Origin of the sequence: Kitasatospora sp. SC0581 (genome assembly GCF_048159585.1) — a bacterium.
GTDB lineage: Bacteria > Actinomycetota > Actinomycetes > Streptomycetales > Streptomycetaceae > Kitasatospora.
The window spans coordinates 100,948-121,957 of record NZ_JBLRWA010000021.1; the positions used below are offsets into that span (position 1 = coordinate 100,948).

Annotated in this window: 20 protein-coding genes and 1 riboswitch; of the genes, 9 read left to right on the plus strand and 11 right to left on the minus strand. The window is 73.2% G+C overall.

Annotated features, from left to right (window positions below; translation table 11 throughout):
* From ACLWS4_RS26695 to ACLWS4_RS26710, 4 genes are read right to left on the minus strand one after another with little or no spacing between them, the layout of a single operon-like run.
* Entirely contained in the window at nt 1–996 is a 996-nt protein-coding gene (locus ACLWS4_RS26695; protein ID WP_416875408.1) for an NAD-dependent epimerase/dehydratase family protein, read from the minus strand.
* Complete coding sequence (locus tag ACLWS4_RS26700) at nt 993–2,666, minus strand: AMP-binding protein (RefSeq protein WP_416875409.1); 1,674 nt, start codon at nt 2,664–2,666, stop codon at nt 993–995. The genes ACLWS4_RS26695 and ACLWS4_RS26700 overlap by 4 nt, the downstream gene beginning before the upstream one ends.
* Entirely contained in the window at nt 2,663–3,658 is a 996-nt protein-coding gene (locus ACLWS4_RS26705; RefSeq protein WP_416875410.1) for a 3-oxoacyl-ACP synthase III family protein, read from the minus strand. Before ACLWS4_RS26705 ends, ACLWS4_RS26700 begins: the two co-directional genes overlap by 4 nt.
* A 23-nt stretch (nt 3,659–3,681) precedes the next feature.
* A complete protein-coding gene (locus tag ACLWS4_RS26710) occupies nt 3,682–4,506 on the minus strand; it encodes an alpha/beta fold hydrolase (RefSeq protein ID WP_416875411.1) in 825 nt (274 codons plus the stop codon).
* Nucleotides 4,507–4,885: 379 nt separating this feature from the next.
* Here ACLWS4_RS26710 and ACLWS4_RS26715 point away from each other — a divergent pair, with 379 nt between their 5' ends.
* Nucleotides 4,886–5,560, plus strand: coding sequence for a hypothetical protein (locus ACLWS4_RS26715; protein ID WP_074003376.1), 675 nt, complete (start codon nt 4,886–4,888; stop codon nt 5,558–5,560).
* Nucleotides 5,561–5,603: 43 nt separating this feature from the next.
* Entirely contained in the window at nt 5,604–6,299 is a 696-nt protein-coding gene (locus ACLWS4_RS26720) for a hypothetical protein (RefSeq protein WP_416875412.1), read from the plus strand.
* A gap of 91 nt (nt 6,300–6,390) precedes the next feature.
* Here ACLWS4_RS26720 and ACLWS4_RS26725 read toward each other — a convergent pair whose 3' ends face one another.
* Complete coding sequence (locus tag ACLWS4_RS26725; protein ID WP_416875413.1) at nt 6,391–7,128, minus strand: SDR family oxidoreductase; 738 nt, start codon at nt 7,126–7,128, stop codon at nt 6,391–6,393.
* A 125-nt stretch (nt 7,129–7,253) separates the two neighbouring features.
* On the opposite strand from ACLWS4_RS26725, the gene ACLWS4_RS26730 reads away from it, so the two are divergent.
* The 4 genes from ACLWS4_RS26730 (at nt 7,254) to ACLWS4_RS26745 (ending at nt 10,485) form a co-directional block, all read left to right on the plus strand.
* Nucleotides 7,254–8,096 (plus strand): helix-turn-helix transcriptional regulator, encoded by an 843-nt coding sequence (locus tag ACLWS4_RS26730; protein ID WP_416875414.1) that lies wholly within the window; start codon nt 7,254–7,256, stop codon nt 8,094–8,096.
* A gap of 200 nt (nt 8,097–8,296) precedes the next feature.
* A complete protein-coding gene (locus ACLWS4_RS26735; RefSeq protein WP_416875415.1) occupies nt 8,297–9,502 on the plus strand; it encodes a cytochrome P450 in 1,206 nt (401 codons plus the stop codon).
* 3 nt (nt 9,503–9,505) lie between these two features.
* Complete coding sequence (locus ACLWS4_RS26740; protein ID WP_380741111.1) at nt 9,506–9,706, plus strand: ferredoxin; 201 nt, start codon at nt 9,506–9,508, stop codon at nt 9,704–9,706.
* Between the two features lie 140 nt (nt 9,707–9,846).
* The gene (locus tag ACLWS4_RS26745; RefSeq protein ID WP_416875416.1) at nt 9,847–10,485 is read left to right on the plus strand and encodes a class I SAM-dependent methyltransferase; all 639 of its coding nucleotides are present in this window, start codon (nt 9,847–9,849) and stop codon (nt 10,483–10,485) included.
* Nucleotides 10,486–10,534: 49 nt separating this feature from the next.
* On the opposite strand, the gene ACLWS4_RS26750 is transcribed toward ACLWS4_RS26745, so the two are convergent.
* From ACLWS4_RS26750 to ACLWS4_RS26760, 3 genes are all read right to left on the minus strand, one after another.
* Nucleotides 10,535–11,794 carry an APC family permease gene (locus tag ACLWS4_RS26750; RefSeq protein WP_416875417.1) on the minus strand — a complete coding sequence of 420 codons (1,260 nt, stop codon included), beginning with the start codon at nt 11,792–11,794 and terminating at the stop codon, nt 10,535–10,537.
* Nucleotides 11,795–11,976: 182 nt separating this feature from the next.
* A complete protein-coding gene (locus ACLWS4_RS26755; RefSeq protein WP_198959392.1) occupies nt 11,977–12,339 on the minus strand; it encodes a hypothetical protein in 363 nt (120 codons plus the stop codon).
* Between the two features lie 63 nt (nt 12,340–12,402).
* Nucleotides 12,403–13,182 carry a DUF4118 domain-containing protein gene (locus ACLWS4_RS26760; protein WP_416875418.1) on the minus strand — a complete coding sequence of 260 codons (780 nt, stop codon included), beginning with the start codon at nt 13,180–13,182 and terminating at the stop codon, nt 12,403–12,405.
* 202 nt (nt 13,183–13,384) lie between these two features.
* Nucleotides 13,385–13,561: riboswitch (M-box (ykoK) riboswitch) on the plus strand.
* Nucleotides 13,562–13,987: 426 nt separating this feature from the next.
* Here ACLWS4_RS26760 and ACLWS4_RS26765 point away from each other — a divergent pair.
* Both ACLWS4_RS26765 and ACLWS4_RS26770 read left to right on the plus strand, forming a co-directional pair.
* Nucleotides 13,988–14,752, plus strand: a complete 765-nt coding sequence (locus ACLWS4_RS26765; RefSeq protein WP_416875419.1) for an MgtC/SapB family protein — start codon at nt 13,988–13,990, stop codon at nt 14,750–14,752.
* A 64-nt stretch (nt 14,753–14,816) separates the two neighbouring features.
* Entirely contained in the window at nt 14,817–15,188 is a 372-nt protein-coding gene (locus tag ACLWS4_RS26770; protein WP_416875420.1) for a VOC family protein, read from the plus strand.
* Between the two features lie 19 nt (nt 15,189–15,207).
* Here the strand turns inward: ACLWS4_RS26770 and ACLWS4_RS26775 are convergent, their stop codons facing one another.
* Together ACLWS4_RS26775 and ACLWS4_RS26780 are read right to left on the minus strand one after the other, a co-directional pair.
* Entirely contained in the window at nt 15,208–16,533 is a 1,326-nt protein-coding gene (locus ACLWS4_RS26775; protein ID WP_049650703.1) for a nitrate/sulfonate/bicarbonate ABC transporter ATP-binding protein, read from the minus strand.
* Nucleotides 16,534–16,609: 76 nt separating this feature from the next.
* Nucleotides 16,610–18,286 carry an ABC transporter permease gene (locus ACLWS4_RS26780; RefSeq protein ID WP_416875421.1) on the minus strand — a complete coding sequence of 559 codons (1,677 nt, stop codon included), beginning with the start codon at nt 18,284–18,286 and terminating at the stop codon, nt 16,610–16,612.
* Between the two features lie 453 nt (nt 18,287–18,739).
* Between ACLWS4_RS26780 and ACLWS4_RS26785 the strand changes: the two genes are divergently transcribed.
* Entirely contained in the window at nt 18,740–19,951 is a 1,212-nt protein-coding gene (locus ACLWS4_RS26785) for an MFS transporter (protein ID WP_416875422.1), read from the plus strand.
* A gap of 128 nt (nt 19,952–20,079) precedes the next feature.
* On the opposite strand, the gene ACLWS4_RS26790 is transcribed toward ACLWS4_RS26785, so the two are convergent.
* Nucleotides 20,080–20,973: a class I SAM-dependent methyltransferase gene (locus ACLWS4_RS26790; RefSeq protein WP_387973272.1), complete on the minus strand. Its 894-nt coding sequence runs from the start codon at nt 20,971–20,973 to the stop codon at nt 20,080–20,082.
* Nucleotides 20,974–21,010 lie beyond the last annotated feature (37 nt).

Here is a 21,010-nt window from a genome sequence, read left to right on the forward strand (position 1 = left end):
TCAGCTGCCGGTGGTGCGGTGGTGGCGGGTCAGTTCGGCGATGCCCTGGTCGAAGGTGGTGGGCGGTTCGAAGCCGAGGTCGCGCCGGGCCGCCGTGAGGTCGAACCAGTGCGGCCGGGTGAGCTGGTGGAGCAGGAACCGGCTCAGGCCGTGGCCGGTGTGGCGGCGGACCGTCGCCGTCGTGGCGTCGGCCAGGACGGCGGCGGCCAGCGCCACGGGGTAGGGCACCGGGTGCCAGCTCGTGTGGCGTCCGGCCGCGGCGAGCAGCCCGGTCACCACCTCGCGCAGCGGCCGCGGTTCGCCCTGGGCGACGAAGTAGGCCCGCCCGGCCGCCGGGTGGCCCGGTCGCAGCCGGTCCAGCGCGAGCAGGTGGGCGTGGGCGGCGGTGGCGAGGTGGCAGGTGTCGACGAGGTTGCCGCCGCGGCCCGGCATCAGCAGCCGTCCGGTTTCGGTCGCCCGCAGGAGGGCGGGCAGGAAGTGGGGGTCACCGGGCCCCCAGATCAGGTGGGGCCGCAGCACGGTGGTGGCCAGGTCCGGGCCGTTGGCGGCGAGGACGGCCGCCTCGGCCTCGGCCTTGGTGCGGGGGTAGGCGGCCAGATGGCGCCGGGGCCGGGGCAGCGACTCGTCCCCTGCCGTGATGCCGTCAGGGGTGAAGACCGCGCTCGCGGTGGAGGTATAGACCAGCCGAGGGACGCCGAGGGCGCGACAGGCGCTCAGGACGTTGCGGGTGCCCTCGACGTTGACCGCGCGGTACGGCCGCTCGGGCCCCCGGACTCCGGCCAGGGCCGCGTTGTGGATCACCGCCTCGCACCCGGCGAGGGCCCGCCGGACCGCACCCGGGTCGGCGATGTCGCCCAGGTGCTGACGGACCCCGAGCCGCTCCAGCTCAGGACTCCAGCGGCGGTGCAGCGAGACCGCGATGTCGCCACGCCCGGCGACGCGCCGGCACAGCTCCAGACCAAGGAAGCCACTGCCCCCGGTGACCAGGACCCTCATCGCCCGCCTCCCAGCACGCCGCCCGGGCCTCGTCGGCGCAGCTGTCGGCGGGCCCAGCGGGCCAGGCGGGCGCGGTCGACGCGCGAGTTGTGCCTCGGGTCGGTGGGCAGCCGGCGGTGGACCAGCACGGTGGCGATCCGGTGCCCGCCCGGCACCGCCGACAGGGCCTGCCGAAGACTCTGGCGGACAGCCGTCCCGGAGTTGGCCGCCGATGGCGCCAACTCGACGCAGAGCACCGGCCGTTGGCGGCCGACGGGCCCGAGGCCGATCAGCGCGGTGCGGCCGATGCCGGGCACCGCGTCGGTGATCCGCTCGACCACGGCGGTGTCGAGCACGAACCCGGTGCCGTGCACCCGGTGCGCGGAGCGCCCGAGGAACCACAGCCGGCCGCTCTCGTCCAGCCAGCCGAGATCGCCGGTGCGGTGCAGCAGGTCCTCCCCGGTGCCGACCTTGGCGGCGGTGTTCGCTTCCGGGCGGGCGTGGTAGGCCCGGCTGACCTGCGGGCCGCCGACCGTGATCTCTCCGTACCTCCCTCGCGCCATCGGCCGGTCGGAGGCCGACCGGCCGGCCGGCGCCAGGACGTGGGCCGCCATGCCGGGCACCGGGCGGCCCAGGCAGACCCCGCGGTGGGTGTGCAGCGGATCGGCGTGCGCGGCGGCCAGCTCGGCACTGTCGATCACGCTGACCGGCAGGCACTCGGTGGCGCCGTACGCGCTGAGCAGCGTCGCCTCCTCCGGCAGCGCCCGGCGCAGCGCACGCACCAGCCGGTCGGGCGGCGGGGCGCCGAAGGAGCAGATCCGCCGTACCGGGGCGAGCGGCAGCCGGCCGCCCTCGCACCCCTCGGTCAGTGCCCGCAGCACCGCGGGGGAGGCGCACACCACCGAGGTGCGGTGGTCGGCGACGGCGCGGACCAGGTCCGCGCCACGGGTGCGCGCGGGCCTGAGGTGGTCGACGGCCGGGACGACGGTGGTGGCGCCGGTGGCGGGCCCGAACAGGGCGAAGGGTAGGAACCCGGCGAGCAGCACCTCATCGGGGCCCAGCTCCAGCAGCCCGGCGACGGAGCGGACCTGAGCGGCCAGCTGCCGGTGCTCGTACTCGACGCCCTTGGGCGGACCGGTCGAGCCGGAGGTGAAGGCGATCAGCGCGAGCGAGGTCGCGGGCGGCGGGCTCGGCCACGGCGGACCCGGCCGGGCCGGGTCCGGCCGCGGGCCGCGCCGCGCACGTCCCGTGACCAGCGTGGTGGTGACGTGCCGGCGGGCCCAGCCGAACAGCACCCGGGCCAGGTGGGCGAGCGGGTCGCCGATGAACACCTCGGGCCGGGTCTCCTCCAGGCAGGCCCGCAGGGCCGGCCGGGGCAGTGCCGGGTCGATCAGCACCGGTACCGCACCAAGGGCGAGCAGCCCGTACACGGTGGCCACCAGCTCGTACGGGTCACGGGCCATCACCACGGCCTTCTGCCCGGCGCTCACCCCCGCCTCACCCAGTTCGCGGGTGCGCGCGCGGCAGGCGGCCTCCAGCGTCGCGAAGTCGACGGTGTGCCAACGCCCGCGCGGAGCGGGCCAGACGAGCGCGGTACGGTCCGGTTGCAGGTCGGCCCAGCCGGCCAGGCGGGCGGCGAGCGTCTCCGGCCAGGCCCCGTCCGCCCGGACGGCCCCGGAGTCCGCGGTCACCACCGCAGTGCCATGACGCCGACACTGGTGCCGCTGGCCAGGCCGACGATCCCCACCAGATCGCCCTCGCGCAGCCGGCCCTGCTCCTGCGCGAGGACCAACTGCAGCGGGATGGTGGCGGTGGCGACGTTGCCGTGGTCGGCGAAGGTGGGGATCACGGCCTCCTCGGGGATACCGGTGGTCGAGCAGAGGATCCGGGTCATGGCCGCCGAGGGCTGGTGGACACAGAACAGCGCGCAGTCGGCCACGGCACCGATCAGCTCGCCCGCGGCCTTGACGGTCTGTTCCCGCAGCCCCGCGAAGGAGGCCGTCAACGCGGCGTCGTCGACCTCCAACTCGTGCATCCGGCCGGTGGCGTACGGGCTGCGCAGTACCGCGCTCGGCCACGCGGCGGGGTTGGCGAAGAACCTGCTGCCGAGGATGCCGGGCCGTTCGCTCGCCTCCACCAGCACTGCCGCCCCCATGTCACCCAGCGTGAGGCTGGCCATCGCCGACGCGAGCCGGCCGCGGTCCGGGACGCGCCAGCGGGTGAGCCGGCTGGGCGCCTCCCCGGTGACCACCAGCACCCGCCGGTAGGAGCCGAGCCTGATCAGCGCATCGGCGCTCTCCAGCGCGCTGAGCACGCCGTTGCAGGCGTTCATCAGGTCGAAGACCGGTGCGGTGACACCGAGTTTGGCGGCCACCACGTTCGCGGTCGCCGGCTCGTCGAGGTCCTTGTTGATCCCGGTGTAGACGAGCAGGTCGATCGCCTCGGGCGGGAGGCCGGCGTCCTCCAGGACGGCCGCACCCGCCCGGGCCGCCAGGTCCGACGGCAGGTCCCCCGGCGCCGCCACGCACCGCTCGCGCAGCCCGAACATGTGCTCCAGCAGCCCCGCCGGCAGCGCGGCCCCGGGGCTCTGCCGGCACAGCTCCTCCTCGATCTCGCGGGAGCTCTGGCGGGCCTCGGGGACATGGACCCGCACGAGACCGATCCTGCTGTGGGGCGAGGGCATGGGTACCTCCCTGTGATAGGTCGTCACCGCGCGGACAGGAAGCGCCGAAGCGGCCCGACCAGGGCCTCGCCGACGTCCTCCAGGACGAAGTGGCCCGCGTCGGCGAAGGCGTGGACCTCGGCGTGCGGGAATCTGCGGCGCCACTCCCCCAGGACGAGCGGCGTGAACACCGGGTCGCGCAGGCCCCAGCCGATGAACACCGGCAGCCCGGCGTGGTCGGCGCTGTCTCCACCGGGATCGACCAGGGACCAGGCGGGGTCCTCGCCGCTGCGCGGGATCTGCCGCAGGAAGTCCCGTACCGCCCGCCGCCGCCACGCGCCGCGGTACGGCCACAGGTAGGCGGAACGGACCTCGGCGGGCAGTGGCCGGACCACCCCGGCCCGCAGCGCCGCCCGCGGGAAGGCGTTCAGCAGGTGCGCCGCCTCACCGAGCGGCCCGACGTCGCGCAGCAGGGCCAGCGAGCGCGGCAGCCGGTAACCCTCGGGCCAGCGGAAGCCCACGCTGTTCAGCACGACCAGCCGGGTCACCAGCCCGGGATGCCGCCTCGCCCAGGCCAGACCGATCGGCCCTCCCCAGTCGTGCACCGCCAGGGTCCAACCCTCCGACGGTGCCCCGCACCGCTCGATCAGGTGGGCCGCCAGCACGTCGAGGTGCTCCAGCCGTTCCACGAAGGGAATAGGGGCGGCGCCGACGCTCCGCCGGGAGAGGCCCATGCCCAGCTGGTCCGGCACGACGCAACGGAAGTCCTCGGCCAGCGCGGTGACAAGGCGCCGCCACAGATATCCCCACGTCGGGTTCCCGTGCAGCATGAACACGACGTCGCCGGACCCCTGGTCGACGTAGTGCAATCCGGATTCCTCCTCGCGCCGCCAGTGCTCCGTACCCGGAAAGCCGGGCAGACGAGGTCGACTGGGCAGCATGGGGGTCTCCCCTGGTCCGTCGGCGGCCCGGCGGGCCGGCGCTGAAAGGTCTGCCGCAGAACGTAGCCCGACGCCGGCGGAAGACCCGGCAGGCGCACGCCGCTATCCCTCGACTGCCGGACAGTAAAGATCGTCAGCGATCTTTAGTGGCAAAAGTCAACCCATTCATGACTCTTCCCACACGCTGCGACAGTCGGATCAATATCGCACCGTAAAGGCGAATCCGGTCCCGCCTGGATCGCGCAGTTCCATGCCAGTGGTGATCCTGGCACCAGCAGTTCGTATACACAATCAAAAGGAGGACATTATGGGCTTTCAGCCCACCGCCGCGGACACCCCGTCCGGTCCACACGCCGGAAACTCCTCGACCCGGCGCTGGCGCCTCGCCACCGTCCCGCTCGCCCTGGCCGCCACGGTCGCCGGTGCCGGCCTGCTCATCCAGGAGACCGCCCCCACTCCGGCCGCCGCCAGCGGCTCCACCGGCCACCGCGACACGCTCCTGACCAAGCTCAGCTGCTCCGGGCAGGCGGTCGTCACCACCAGTGCGCCGATCACGGACGCCCCCACGAGCGTGTCCATCACCGCGGTCGGCACCTACGACGACTGTTTCGCCGAGAACGGCGGGCCCGCGAACGTCCTGTCGGCGACGTTCACCTTCGCCGGCTCCGGCACGATCTCGTGTTCCTCCCCCAGCTCGTTCAGCGGCACCGAGACCATCACCTGGTACAGCGGACTGAACCAGACCGGCAGCGTCGTCGGAACCTCCACCGTGACCACCAACGGCGCACAGCCCGTCGAAGGCGACCCCGCGCACGAGGAGATCCTCGACTCGACCGACAGCACGGTGTCCCTCGGCAGCACCGTCCTGCCGGGGGCCGGCGTCGTCGCCACCTTCGAGCCCACCAGCGACATCAGCAACTGCTCCAACGGCCTGAGCAGCATGACCGTGAAACACGACGCCGCGTTCTCCGCCCTCCTCTGACCCCTCCTCTCCCAGCCGCCCGATCTCACAGAACAGGAACACCATGCCTTCGCACTCCTGGGACTCCGACCCCGTCCCGACGCGGGAAACGACGCCCTCCAAGCCCCGCCGGTGGCACCTGGCCGTCGTCCCGCTCGCCCTGGCCGCCGTGGCCGCCGCCTCGGCCGTGCTGCTCCAGCAGTCCGCCCCCGCCTCGGCCGCCGACACGCCGGTCGTGACCGACGGCGCCGACGGGGCTGCCAAACCCCGGGCCACCCCCCTGCTCAAGCTCATGTGCGGCGCGAACGGTACGATCCAGAGCACCCAGCCGGTCACCAACACCCCCACCTCGGTCGACATCTCCATGACCAACGGCGTCGTCGAGAGGTGCCTGACGCAGAACGGCGGACCCGAGCTGTCCGCCGGAACGGTCTCGCTCACCGGGGCGGCCACCCTCTCGTGCGGCCAGGTCGGCCAGCTCACCGGCACCATCGTCGTCAACTGGTCCGACGGAAGCGGCAACTCGGCCGGCGTCTCCACCATCAACGCCGACGGCATGCAGCGCGTCCAGGCCGACGCCTCGAAGAACGAGATCACCAACAATCTCGACGGCGTGGTCTCCCTCGACAGCACCGTCCTGCCCGGTGCCACCGTCACCGGCACCCTCTACCCGGGGGCCGACATCACGAAATGCAGCACCGGGACCCTCAGCAGCCTCCCGAACAGTGACATCGTCCTGCGTTTCAACAGCCTCGTCTGAGACTCCCTCGGCACCGGGCCGGGGCGCGGCACCTGCCGTGCCCCGGCCCGGTGCCGTAGCGCCGGTGCCGGCAGCATTCCGGGATCTTCCGTCACTGGGCGCTCGCCGCGGGCCGTACGACGATCTCGTTCACGTCGACGTACGACGGCTGGGAGATCGCGTAGGCGACGGCGTCCGCGATCGCGGAGGCCGGCAGGGCCACGGCGCGGTAGGTCCGCATGGCCGCCCGGGCGGCCGGGTCCGCGATGCCGTCGGCGAGTTCGGACTCCGTGACGCCCGGCGAGACCAGCGTGACCCGGACGTCACCGGTGGACTCCTGACGCAGGCCCTCGGAGATCGCGCGGACCGCGAACTTGGTGGCGCAGTACACGGCGGCGGTGGGAGAGACCTCGTGCGCACCGACGGAGGCGATGTTCACGATGTGCCCGCCACCCTGGGCGCGCATCACGGGCAAGGCGGCGGAGATGCCGTGCAGGACGCCCCGCAGGTTCACGTCGATCATGCGGTCCCACTCCTCCGTCCTGAGCGCCTCCAGCGGCGACAGCGGCATCACCCCGGCGTTGTTGACCATCACGTCCACGCGGCCGTACCGCTCTTCGGCCGCTGCCACGAAGTCCCGCACGTCGGCGGCCTCGGTCACGTCCAGGCGCCGGGTCACCGCCGTGCCGCCCGCGGCGGTGATCTCCGTGACGAGTCGCTCCAGGCGATCGGTGCGCCGCGCTCCCAGGAACAGGCGGTGGCCGTCGGCGGCGAGCCGGCGGGCGGTCGCCTCGCCGATCCCACTGCTGGCACCGGTGATCGCTACAACCTTGACTGTCCGGTCGTGCATGACTGCCCCTCATCTCTCGGTAGGGCACCGAGTCTGGGCGAGGTGTTCCAGGCGGCCCAGGCCGTGTGCTGCCCGGGTGCGGTACACCCAGGCAGCACACCGAGCCCTCGGCATAGCGTGGGCACATGACCGACAACCAGCTGGGTGAGTTCCTGCGGGCACGCCGTGCGGCCGTGCGGCCGGACGAGGTCGGGATGCCGAGCCATGGCGTGCGCAGGGTCGCCGGGCTGCGCCGCGAGGAGGTCGCCGTACTGGCAGGGGTGAACGCGGACTACTACACCCGGCTGGAACAGGGCCGCGAACGCCACCCGTCCGCGCAGGTGGTGGACGCGCTCAGCCGCGCGCTGCTGCTGGACACCGACGCCCGGGCGCACCTTCACCACCTGTCCGGAACCGCACCGTCCCGGCGGCCCGTCGCCGCCACCGACCGGGTCGCCCCCGCCCTGCGCGTCCTGCTGGACGGCTACCCCGGCACTCCGGCGTTCGTCATCGACCCGGCCCTGGACGTCCTGGCCGCCAACGCCCTGGCCGAGGCCCTGTATTCCCCCTTCGAAGCGATGGACAACCTGGCCCGCATGGTCTTCCTCGACCCGGCAGGTCGACCGTTCCACCCCCGATGGGACCGGACGGCGGAGACGGTGGTGGGGCACCTGCGCCAGGCGTCCGGCGTCGACCCGGGCAGCCCGCGCCTACGGGCTCTCGTAGGCGAACTCAGCACGCGCAGCACGGACTTCGCCCAGCTGTGGAACACCCACACCGTGCGCGGCAAGACCCGCGAACACAAGCACGTCCACCACCCGGACGTCGGCGGCATGACCCTCACCCACCACGCGTTCGACGTGCGGGACGCCCCCGGCCAGCAGTTGATCATCTACCATGCCGAACCCGGCAGCCCCAGCGCCGAGGCACTCAGCCTGCTCGGCTCCGTGCACGCCACAGCGAACCGCGCCCACCGGCCCGCCGGGTGACAGCCCGCTCCGTGACGCCCGGCGAGTTTGCCTTAACCTTCATCCATTGCAACGGGCCGTTGCGTTCGAGTTCAGCGTCATTGCATCAGTTTACCGCTACTGAGCTGGCATAATGCCTTTCATGCGATTGACGCCACGTCAGGAAAAGCCGTAGCTTTCCAGTTATCCGAACGTGCGGCAACGCGAAACGAGGCACGGCCATGGGGGAATCCCCGCACACCGTCACGACCATGCCGGCGGCACGCCGCCCCGGCTGTCCCTTCGACCCGCCCGCCGAGCTGATCGACGCCCGCCGGCACGGGCCGATGAGCCGCTACACCTTCCCCGGCGGGCAGCCCGGCTGGCTGGTCACCGGCTACGACCTGGTCCGGGCGGTGCTGGCCGACACCCGGTTCAGCTCGCGCAAGGACCTGATGCTCCACCCGACCATCGACTACGGCGACTTCCAGATCCCGCCGGCGCCGCCCGGGGAGTTCGTCCTCATGGACGAGCCCCAGCACAGCCGCTACCGCAAGCCCCTGACGGGCAAGTTCACCGTCCGGCGCATGCGGCTGCTCACCGAGCGCATCGAGCAGGTCACCGCCGCCCGCCTGGACGCCATGGAGGCCGCCGGGCCTCCGACCGACCTGGTGACCGCGTTCGCCAAGCCCATCCCCGCCATCGTGATCTGCGAACTGCTCGGGGTGCCGTACGAGGACCGGGGCTCCTTCCAGGAGCAGGTCGACTCGTTCATGAACGGGGAGACCAGCGACGAGGACCTCATGGCGGCCTACGCCGCGACCCAGGAGTACCTGGCGGAACTGGTGGCCGCCAAACGCGCCAACCCCACCGACGACGTGCTCAGCGACCTCACCGACAGCGACCTGACCGACGAGGAGCTGAAGGGGATCAGCCTGATCCTGCTCGCGGCCGGTCTCGACACCACCGCGAACATGCTGGCCCTCGGCACCTTCGCGCTGCTGCGCACCCCGGACCAACTGGCCGCGCTGCGCGCCGATCCCGCGCTCGCCGACCGGGCCGTGGAGGAGCTGCTGCGCTACCTGAGCGTCGCCAAGACCTTCATGCGGACGGCCCTGGAGGACGTCGAACTCGGCGGCCGGACCGTCAAGGCCGGCGACCGGCTGATCCTCTCGTTCAACACCGCCAACCGCGACCCCGAGCGCTTCCCCGATCCCCACGTGCTCGACCTGGGCAGGCAGGACGGCGGACACCTGGCCTTCGGCCACGGCATCCACCAGTGCCTGGGCCAGCAGCTGGCCCGCATCGAGATGCGGGTCGCCTTCCCCGCGCTGCTCGGCCGCTTCCCCACGCTGCGGCTGGCCGTACCGCCCGAGGAGGTCGCCCTGCGCCCGGAGCTCGCGGACATCTACGGGGTGAAGAGCCTCCCCGTCACCTGGGACGTGTGACCGATGAGGATCACCGTGGACGTCGACCGCTGCATCGGCTCCGGAATGTGCGCCCTCACGGCCGGCGAGGTCTTCGACCAGCGCGAGGAGGACGGCACCTCGGTCGTACGGCAACCCGACCCTCCCGCCGAGGCCTTGGACGCGGTGCGCGAGGCGGTCGCTCTGTGCCCCGCCTCGGCGATCAGCCTGTCGGCCGAGCTGTGACGGCCGGGCCGGTCCGACACATGATCGTCCGGTCGTCTCGCAGAGCCCGAGGCCCCGGGAGGGCCTGCGGCGCCAAGGCCCGTGGCCGGGCGTTCGGTGGCCGTGACCAGCGCCGACGGTCTCGCCTTAGGATGCGGGACATGAACAGCACCACGCCGCCCCCCGGAGAGCCCATACCGACGACGACGCGGCGAACCCGCTGGCAGGAGGCGGGGCAGAGCGGGAACTACGGCAAGCGGTTCGCCGACCTCATCTCCGCCGGCGAGGACGTCGACGGTGAGGCCCGGCTCGCCGACACCCTCCTGCCGCGCGGCGCCCGGGTCCTCGACGCCGGCGCCGGCATGGGCCGGGTCGCCGCGGCGCTGCTGCGGCGGGGGCACGACGTGGTCGCGATCGAGCCCGACCCGGCCTTGGTCCACCAGGCCCGGGAGACCTACCCCGGGCTGGCGATCGAGGAGCGCGACATCCTCGACCTGAGCCCCGACGACGGCCCGTTCGACCTGGTCGTCTGCGTGGGCAACGTCATCGTCTTCCTCGCCGAGGACACGGAACGCAGGGCGCTGGGCGCGATGCGCGACGTGCTCGGCGAGAACGGCCGGATCCTGGTCGGCTTCCACCTCCAGGACCCGCCACCGCACGCCCGCACCTACCCGGCGGAGGAGTTCGAGGCGGACCTGGCCGCCGCCGGACTGCGCGTCGACCTGCGGGCCGGCACCTACCAGCTGCACCCCGCGAACGACACCTACGGCGTCTGGGTCCTGAGCCGCGCCCAGGCGTAACGCCACCTCCCGGGGCCCTGCCCAGCCGCCGGGACGGTGCTCCCGTCTGTCAGGCGCTGGCGGCGGCCCTGCGCAGGCAGTAGGCGGCGGCACCGGCCGCGATCACCGCGGCTCCCCACAGGACCGAGGAGGGCGGCAGGGCGAAGGCCAGGAGCACGCAGCCGACGGCGCCGACGGCGGGCACGATCCGCACGGGGCCCTTCACGGGGGTGAGGGTCCAGGCGGACGCGTTCGCGATGGCGTAGTAGGCCAGCACACCGAAGGAGGAGAAGCCGATCGCGCCGCGGACGTCCGTGGTGGCGGCCAGGACCGCGACCACCGCGCCGACCGCGAGCTCGGCGCGGTGCGGCACCCGGAAGCGCGGGTGGACGGCGGCCAGGACGTGGGGCAGGTGCCGGTCGCGGGCCATCGCCAGGGTGGTGCGCGAGACCCCGAGGATCAGCGCGAGCAGCGAGCCGAGCGCCGCGACGGCCGCCCCGGTACGCACGACCGGGGCGAGTGCGGGGACGCCGGCGGCACGCACGGCCTCGGTGAGCGGTGCGGCGGTGTGGGCGAGCCGGTCGGGCCCGAGCACGGCGAGCACGGCCACGGCGACGGCGGCGTAGACGACGAGCGTGATGGCGAGCGCGGTGGGGATCGCCCGGGGGATGGTCCGCTTCGGGTCGCGGACCTCCTCGCCGAGGGTGGCGATGCGCGCGTAGCCGGCGAACGCGAAGAACAGCAGGCCGGCGGCCCGGAGCACCCCGCCGAAGGTCGCGTCCGCACCGACGGCGAGCCGCGCGCCCTCGGCGGCGGGGCCGGTCAGGCAGGCGGTGACCACGGCGGCGAGAACCGCCAGGACGACGGCGACGATCCCCCGGGTCAGCCACGCGGACTTCCGCACGCCGACGTAGTTCACCGCGGTGAGCGCCACCACCGCGGCGACCGCGACCGCGTGCGCCTGTCCGGGCCACACGTAGGAGCCCACCGTGAGGGCCATCGCCGCGCAGGAGGCGGTCTTGCCGACCACGAAGCCCCAGCCCGCCAGGTAGCCCCAGAACTCGCCGAGCCGCTCACGGCCGTAGACGTAGGTGCCGCCGGACTCCGGGTAGCGGGCGGCCAGCCGGGCCGAGGAGGTGGCATTGCAGTACGCCACCACCGCGGCCAGCGCGAGGCCCGGCAGCAGACCGGCCCCGGCCGCGCCGGCGGCCTGGGCGAGCGCGGCGAAGATCCCCGCGCCGATCATCGACCCGAGCCCGATCACCACGGCGTCGAACACGCCCAGGTGGCGCCCCAGCTCCCCGGCCCGGGCCGCTGCCGGTGTCCCCATCGCTCGCTCCTCGACCACGGCGCACGGCCGTTCCGGACTTCGGTTCCGGCGCACGCTATAGGAGCAAGGTGTCGAGCCGGCCTCGCGGACCGGACCGAGGCGAGGGTCTGGCCACCGCCCGCGAGCCAGGACGCCTCACCGTGAGTGGGCACGAGCCCGCGGGTCGGTCCCCGCGGAGCACGTCATCCGACCTCGCGGGTGGCGGACCGGGCCGGGGCACCGAGCACCCGCCGCAGCTCCTCGACGCTCGGCGCCCCGTCCACCCGGCCGTCCGCACTCCGGTAGAGCCGGCAGGACACGCTCGGCGGTGTTCCGGGGGCGGCGAACGGGTCGTTCCCGTCGACCAGCAGGGTGGGCGAGCCGTGCATGCCCAGGCGTTCGGCGTCCTCCTGGTCCTCGACCACGTGCCGCACCAGCCCGACGCCCGGCAGGTCGGCCAGCACCACGGCGAGCCGCTCCGCCAGCACCGACTCGTTCGGGCACTGCGGAACCGTCAGCATCTCCAGCCGCACGGCCGCCACCTCCTTCGTCCTCGTCGTCAGCACCGTTCACGCTAGACCGGATCACCGCCCGGCGCGGTGGGTGCCCGGGATTGGCGAGGTGAGGGGTCAGGCGGCCGTCACGTGGCCCGTGGAGTTCTCCAGGGCCGCGCCGGCCTGGTCGGCCAGGGTGACCGCGACCAGGAGGGTCTGGCGGTCGGGGCGGCTGCCGGGGACGGGGTCGAGCAGGTAGCGGCCGATGTAGCGGCCGTTGCCGCCGAACACGCGCAGCTCCACCTCCTCGGCGGGCAGGCCCAGTTCCTCGGTCGGCCAGACCTTGCGGCCGACGACGACGGACCCGTCGTGCTCCAGGCGCGGCGGGTGGCCGATCAGGGAGCCGTACTCGAACCGGCACGCCCGCAGGCCCAACAGGTCCACCAGTTCGGCCCGGACGTGGTCCACCACGGTCGGGGCGGGCTTCGAGCGGGCCAGGACCGCCGCGTCGTGGATCCGCGCGAGGTGGCCGGCGTCGGTGACGGCGATGACCTCGAACCGGCGGGCACGGGCGGCGAGTTGGGACACCGTGAGGCCGACGGCGAGCAGCAGCACCGCCGTCGTGATGTCCGACGAGTCGCTGATACTGAACCGCTCGTAGGGGGCGGTGAAGAAGAAGTCGAACCACGCGGCGGCACTCAGCGCGGCGACGGCACCGGCCAGCCGGTGCCCCACGGCGGCCACCGCCACCACCGCGACGACCAGCAGCAGGGCGACGTTGGTGTTGGCCAGGTGGCCACGCGCCGGCAGCAGCACCGCACTCAGCGCGAGCGGCATCACCACGGCCACCACCAGCGAGGACGGCCCTGCCATCAGGCGCCGAACGAGCCGGACCTGCCGAACGTACCAGGGCATCGCGCACCTCCTGGTTCCGGTGTAGCAGCCCCTGCGGCGGTGGCAAGCGGCCGGCGAAGCCTTAACGCGATCCTTGCGGGCCGGCCCCTCGGCAGCGCCGGCCACTCGCGCCATCGCCCTCCACATGACGCGGAAAGGTAAAGATTCTACCAAGTGCGCAAGTATGCCCGGGGCGGAGGACTATGCTTTTCGAGGTTTGAAGAAGGCACCTCGTTCGGTGAGGCTTCTTCACGGACACAGGCCACTGATCCGACGACGTCGAGAGACGCCCAGGGTTAGGACAGATCCTCCCGACCTAAGGGTTGATCCGAAGTGGCTTCCGGCCGAGGCGGCCGGACACGCCGTGGAGTGCCAAAGCTCTGACGAGTTGGGGTGAGTCGGCCGCTGTTTCCGCGCGCCGGCGAACTCCTTGCCGTGTCGATCACACGCACCACGGGGTGCGTCGACCGGGAGGAGGCGAGAGACATGGATTGCAGTAGTCCGGGCCACAGTCGGCCCTTCCCGCGCCTGCCCTCGTACACCTCCGGCACGCGGTAGCCACCTTCCCCGCGCGCACACGCGCCGCTGCGTCACGCCCGCCCGACGGCTTCGCCGTGCCCTGCGGCGTCGCGTCCTCGCAGCGCGCAGCGCGGTCTCCACCGGTTGCGATATCGGCACGGTTGCCCTGCGCACCTACCCGCCGATCGTGACGGTCCTGGTCGTCATCACGATCGTCCGGACCGCCCCGGACAGCTGACCCACCGCGCCGGGGGCACCGACCGCGTGCCACCGTCCGTCCCCCTCCTCCCGTGAAGGAGGTGCCGTCGTGCACACCCTGACCACCGTCGACTTCCTGGTACGGCTCGCCACCGGCGTGGCCTGCGGCGCGCTGATCGGCGTCGAACGCCAGTGGCGGGCCCGGATGGCCGGCCTGCGCACCAACGCCCTGGTCGCCGCCGGCGCCACCCTGTTCGTGCTCTACAGCGAGGCCGTCGGCGACGCCGGCAGCCCCACCCGGGTCGCCTCCTACGTCGTCTCCGGCATCGGCTTCCTCGGCGGCGGCGTCATCCTGCGCGACGGCGCCGGCGTACGCGGCCTCAACACCGCCGCCACACTCTGGTGTTCGGCCGCCGTCGGAGTCCTCGCCGCCTCCGGCAAACTGCGGTTCGCCGTCCTCGGCACACTCGCCGTCCTCGTCGTCCACCTGGTCCTGCGCCCCGCCGGCCGACTCCTCGACCGGGCCCCGCAGGCCGGCAGCGACCCCGACTCCACCACCCGCGCCACCGTCCACCTGGAATGCGACCGCAAGTCCGAGACCCACATCCGGGCCCTGCTGCTCCAAGCCCTCGCCGCCTCCGGACTCGCCCCCACCGGCCTGCGCGCCCGCCGCACCGACAACGGCGACGCCACCAGCCTGCGGGCCACCGTCGCGATCGCCCGACAGATCGCCCCGGCGCTCGAACAGGTCGTCACCCGGCTGTCGTTGGAGCCCGGCGTACGCGACCTGCACTGGCACCTCGACGACGGCCGTGACGCCGCCGAGCAGTCGACAGCCGAGCATCCGACAGCGGCGGAGCCGGCACTCGCCTGAAAGCGGCCCACTCCCAGCCGCCCGTCGAAACCACCCCGACCGCCCCGACCGAGAGGACACCGCAGTGATCACGGCCCTCGACCACGTCCAGCTCTCCGCACCACCCGGCAGCGAGGCACTGCTGCGCGCCTTCTACGGCGACGTCCTCCAGATGGCGGAGCTGCCCAAGCCCGGGCCGCTGACCGGCCGCGGTGGCTGCTGGTTCGCCGCCGACGGCGGCCGGGTCCGGCTCTACCTCGGCGTCGAGGAGCGCTTCCGCCCCAGTACCAAGGCCCACCCCGGCCTCGCGGTCTGCGAGATCGACGACTTCGCCCACCGGCTCGCCGAACTCGGCGCGCAGGTGGTCTGGGACGACAGCCTGCCGCCCCGGCGCCGCTTCTACACCACCGACCCCGTGGGCAACCTCCTGGAGTTCGTCGAAGCCGCGACCCCCTGACCGGACGGGGCCGGGCGCGTCACAGCGCGGCTTCCGCCCCGGGTTCGAGCTCGAACTCGGCGTCGTCGGCGTCGTAGTCGTACAGCTCCGCGTACCGACCCCAGTCGATGGCGGTCTCCAGCTGCCGGCGCGCGCCGACCGGGTCGAAGCCGCGCCGCAGCAGGTCGAGGAAGAGGCCCTCGCGCAGGGTGTGGTCCTCGGTGGCCGCCAGGGACTGGACGATGGCGCGCACCAGCGGGGCGCGGCGGGCGGCCAGCCGGGCGAAGAGCTGCTTGCTGGCGAGGATGTCGGCGGCCGCGAACTCCCGGCCGACGCCGGTGACCGCGATCCGGCCGGCCATGGTGGTGGCCAGGCCCAGCAGGACGGCGGCGTCGACGATCGGCAGGAGGTCGTCCACCTCGAAGTTGAGCTCGTCGGCGATCTCCGCGAGGCTCTCCTCCCCGCCCATCGCGAGCAGGATCTCCAGCAGGCCGGCGAGGCCGCCCACGCTCGCCTGCGGCAGCGGGACGGTGATCGGGGTCTCGACCGGACGGGCGGCCGGTCCGGCGCCGGCGGCCGCGCCCTCCTCCCGCCCGGTGAGGATGCCATAGACCGTGTCGACCAGCGCCTCGAACTGCGGGGTGCGGCGGTCGCGGGGCCGGGTCAGGTCCACCGTGAGTTCGGCGCGGATCCGCCCGGGGTTGGAGGAGAGCACCAGGATCCGGTCGGCGAGCAGCACCGCCTCCTCGATGTTGTGGGTGACGATCAGGATCGCCTTGACCGGCGCCTCGTGCCCTTCCCACAGGCCCACCAGCTCGGACCGCAGGTTCTCGGCGGTCAGCACGTCCAGCGCGGAGAACGGTTCGTCCATGAACAGCGCGTCCGGCTCGACCACCAGGGCCCGGGCGAACCCGACCCGCTGCCGCATGCCTCCGGACAGCTCCTTGGGGTAGGCGCCCTCGAAGCCGTCCAGCCCGATCAGGTCGATCGCGTCCAGCGCCCGTCGGCGCCGCTCCTCCTCCCCCACCCCGCGGGCCCGCAGGCTGAGTTCGACGTTCTGCTGGACCGTCAGCCACGGCAGCAGCGCGAACGACTGGAAGACCATCGCCACCCCGGGGTTGGCGGCGGTGAGCGGATCGCCCCGGTAGGAGACGGTGCCGGACGACGGGGCGATCAGGCCGGCCAGGCAGCGCAGCAGGGTGGACTTGCCGGAGCCGGACTTGCCGAGCAGGGCGACGATCTCGCCCTCGACCAGGCGCAGGCCGATGTCCTCCAGCACCGGCAGGGCCCGCCCGTCGGGGGTGGTGAAGGTCTTGGTCACGCCGACCGCCTCGACGATCGGGGTGTGGACGGTGCTGGTGGTCATCGCGCTCCCTCGGTCCTCGGCCTCTCGGTCCCTCTGTCTCGCCGTCCCGCTGTCTCGCCGTCCCTCGGTCCCTCGGTCAGAGTGCGTAGCGGGTGTCGGCGATCCGGTAGAGCCTGCGCCACAGCAGGCGGTTGAGGGCGACGACGTAGATGCTCATGACGCTGATCCCGACCAGGATCCTCGGGAAGTCGCCGGTGGCGGTGGCGGCGGTGATGTAGGCGCCGAGCCCGGTCGCGGTCAGGTGGTGGGATCCGTAGTCGACGACCTCGGCGACGATCGAGGCGTTCCACGCGCCGCCCGCCGCGGTGATCCCGCCGGTGACGTAGTACGGGAAGACCGCCGGCAGGATGAACGCGCGCCAGCGCAGCGTCCCGCTCACCCCGAAGCCGGTCATCGCCTCGCGGAGGTCGGAGGGGATCGCGTAGGCGCCGGCGATGACGTTGAACAGGATGTACCACTGCGCGCCCAGGGCCATCAGCAGCACCGCGCCGACGTTCAGCGATATGCCCACCGCCACGAAGAGCACCGTGGCGAAGGGGAAGAGGAAGTTCGCGGGGAAGCTCGCCAGCACCTGCACCACCGGCTGGGCGAAGCGGGTGACCTTGGGGTTCATGCCGATCCACACACCGATCGGCACCCACACCACGGTCGCCGCGACGAGCAGGACCACGACCCGGCCGAAGGTGACCGCGCCCAGCCACAGGGCGTGGACGAACTCGCCCAGCCCGACCGTGGCGTCGACGTAGTCCAGGGCCCGCCAGGTGCCGAGCAGCACCACGGCCGTCACCGCGCCCGCGAAGAACACGTCCCCGGTTCGCTCGCGCGCCGCCGGAGGGGCCAGCGGGTGCTCGGCCAGGCCGAAGGCCCGGGTGCCGCGGTCGAGCGCCGTGCCGACCGGCCGCAGCGGCCGTCCGAGCAGCTCCGGCACGCTGGAGCGGCGTAGGAAGTCCAGCACGGCGCTGCGGGGCCGCTCGGCGGCCTCCGACTCCTCCACCCGGAAGCGCTCCGACCAGGCCACCACCGGCCGCCAGAACAGCACGTTCACCCCGACCACCATCACGACCATCACCGCGATCGCGACGCCCACCTTCCCCAGGTCCCCCTCCTGGATCGCGGCGGCGGCGTAGGACCCGATGCCCGGCAGGGCGTACTGGTGCCCCAGGACCCTGATCGACTCGGACGCGGCGAGGAAGAACCACGCCCCTCCGAAGCTCATCATCCCGTTCCACACCAGCGGGATCATCCCGCCCGGCACGTCCAGCTGCCAGAACCGCTGCCACTTGGTCAGCCGCATCACCCGGGACGCCTCGTCCAGTTCCCCGGGCTGGCTGGTCAGCGAGGCGTAGAAGGCGAACGTCATGTTCCACGCCATCGACGTGAAGATCGCGAAGATCGACGCGCACTCCAGCCCCAGCGTGGAACCGGGGAAGAGGTTGATGAACGCGGTCACGGTCACCGACAGGAACCCCAGCACGGGCACCGACTGGAGGACGTCCAGCACCGGCAGCAGCACCTTCTCCGCCCGCCGCATCCGGGCCGCGGCCGTGGCGTAGACGAAGGTGAACAGCACGGAGACGACGAGCCCCACGAACATCCGCAGCAGGGACCGCACCGCGTAGTACGGCAGGTCCGACGGATCGGTCGACACCGTGGACGGCGCCTGCTCCGGCAGGAACGGCGCGTCCAGCGACGGAGCCAGCCGCAGCAGGCCGTACAGCAGCCCCACCAGCGCCGCCGTCACCAGCACGTCCACCCAACGCAGTGCCGGGCGCCGCCACACGCCGCGGGAAGGGAACCCGCCCTCGCCCGACATCCGCACCACCCTCCGAAACCGCCCCCAGTCACCGCCGTCCGCGCCACTGAACCACGCCCGGCCCGCCGGACCGCCCATCCCCGGGCACGCGACGGGACCGCTCACCGGCACGGACCAATGCCCCGGGCCCGGGCCCTGTGGTGTCTCAGGCCGCGAGGCCGACGTCGAGGACCGGGGCGGCACCGGCGGGGCGATAATTCCGGCCGGTCTCCGCAACCCGCCTGTTAGGCTCCGCGGGTGTTCATCGTGATGTTCATCTGACGGTCCTGGGTCCCTCCCGCCCAGGTTCTGATCCGTCGAGGGTGCGGTTCCCCATGCCCTCCGGACTTCGATCACCGTCAGACGTCGGCGGCCGCGCACACGACTCCGGCCGCGCATCATCGGAGCCTTCTCATGCTCGCAGTACTTCTCCTTCCCGGCGCGCTTCGCGCCTTCCTCCCCGCCCTGGTCGCCCGGTCCGCCCTCGCGATGGGCGGCCTGGCCCTCCTGCTCGCCGTCCAGGCCAGTACGGGTTCGTACTCCCAGGCCGGCTTCGCCACAGCGACGTTCGGGATCGCCAACGTCGTCGCCGCCCCCTGGCGCGCCCGGGCCGTCGACCGGCTCGGGCAGCGGATCGCGCTCACCGCCATGGCGGCAGGCCAGGCCTCGGGGTTCGTCGCCCTCGCGCTCATCGCGGGAGCCGAGGGCGTCGCGGATGCCTGGTTCCTCGTCCTCGGCGCGGTGGTCGGCCTGACGGCGCCGCCCCTGGGGGCCGCGATGCGGATGATCTGGGCGTCGCTCACGACCGCCGGCGACCAGCGGACGAAGGCGTTCAGCATCGACGCGGTGTGCGAGGAACTCCTCTTCGTCGGCGGTCCCGTCGTCATCACCGCGGTCATCGTGGCCACGTCTCCCGCCACCGGACTCTGGGTGACCGCCGCCACGGTCTTCCTCGGCACCGCGGCGATGACGTCCAGCGCGTCGTCGGGGGCGCTGCGCGGAACCGGAGGGGGTGTCGCGCGGGGTGACCACCCGCTCCAGCAGCCGGGATTCGCACGGGTGTTGACCGTCCTCGTGGGCGTCGGCGGCGTGCTCGGCGTCGCGGAGATCGCGGCGCCGGCCGTCGCCGCGCAGCGTGACGCCGTCGCGGCCTCGGGCTGGCTCCTGGCGGCCTTCGCCGGCGGAAGCGCCCTCGGCGGGTTCCTCTACGGGCAGCTGAAGCTCACGTCGGGAATCGGCGCGAGGCTGTTCACCCTGTGCACCGGCATGGGGCTCGCCGCGGTGCTCGTGTCCCAGCTGCACCCGCTCGGTCTCTTCGCCGCGGGCCTCGCCCTCGTCGGCCTCTTCCTCGCCCCCTCCCTCATCACCGGGTACCTCATCGCCGACACCGTCGTCCCGGAGTCCGGCCGGACGGAGGCGTCGACCTGGATCAACACCTCCGTGAACCTCGGCGCCTCGCTGGCGTCCGCCGCGGCCGGAGTCGTCATCGACAGGTCCGGCGGCTGGTTCGCCCTCCTGCTCATGGGAGCGATCGCTCTCGCCCTCGCCACGGCCGCGCCGTTCGCACGACTGCGCAAGATGGAGCGGCCCGCGGCCCCCGCTCCCGATCGCTGCCAGAACGGCTGACGATCCCGCTGGCGTCACCGACGCCGACACCGGGCCCGGGTCCGGGTCCGGGTCCGGGCCCGGACCGGCCACGACGAGCGACGAGGCCGCAGCTGCTGGGCTGCGGCCTCGTCACGGTGAGGAGCGTTTCAGTGCCGAACGCCGCCGTGGCACAGCCGGGCGGTGTGGACGGTGTCGGCCGTGAGGTAGAAGGCGTCAGGACGTCCGAGGATGCCCGCGGACGTGTCGCTGTCCAGGAGCTGCTCCAGCGTTGCGCGGTCCTCCGGATCCAGCCGGTCACCGATCCGGTCGCGCAGCCGGGTCAGACGCAGGTGCAGGTACTCCCGCGCCGACATCCCGAGGGGGGACGTGAGATCGGTGAAGAAGCTGCGCGTCCCACTGGGGACGAGCCCGGCACGGGCGAGCATGGCCGGCCAGTCCTCCACCGTCGCGGCCGCGCCCGGCAGTTGGTCGCGCATCGCGCCGAAGGCATCCTCGGCGGCCGCGTCCAGGCGGGCCTGCAAGCCCGGACGCCCCGTGCCGATGTCGCGGGGCAGGAAACGCGGGGGAAGCCCGCTCTCGGCGACGGCGAGGAGCCCGCCCGGCCGCAGGCAGGCGACCAGGGAGCGCAGTGCCGCCTGCTGGTCCCCCACCTGCTGGACACCGTGACGACTCCAGATCAGGTCGGCGGCACCCAGCGCGTCGAACTCGCCGCTGACGTCCGTCAGTTGAGTGACGACGCGGTCCGCCACCCCCTGAGCCGCCGCACGCGAACGGACCTGCTCCAGGAGGCCGGGCGACCGGTCGACGGCTACGACCTCGGCGTCCGGGAAGGTCTGCGCCAACAGGCAGGTCACCACGCCAGGCCCGCTGCCGACGTCCAGCACCCGGTGGACGGGGGCGTGTCCGCCGCCGCCGATCCGCAGCAGACCCCGCAACCACTCCACGGCCCGTAGGAGAGCGGGGGCGTGCACGCCGGCTTCGCGTTCCCGGAGCGCGCCGGAGGCGTCCCACCCGAGGTCCTGGTCGTGCTGCGGGTTCATGAGTCCATGCCTTCCTTCGTGGGTCGGTCCGGGTCCG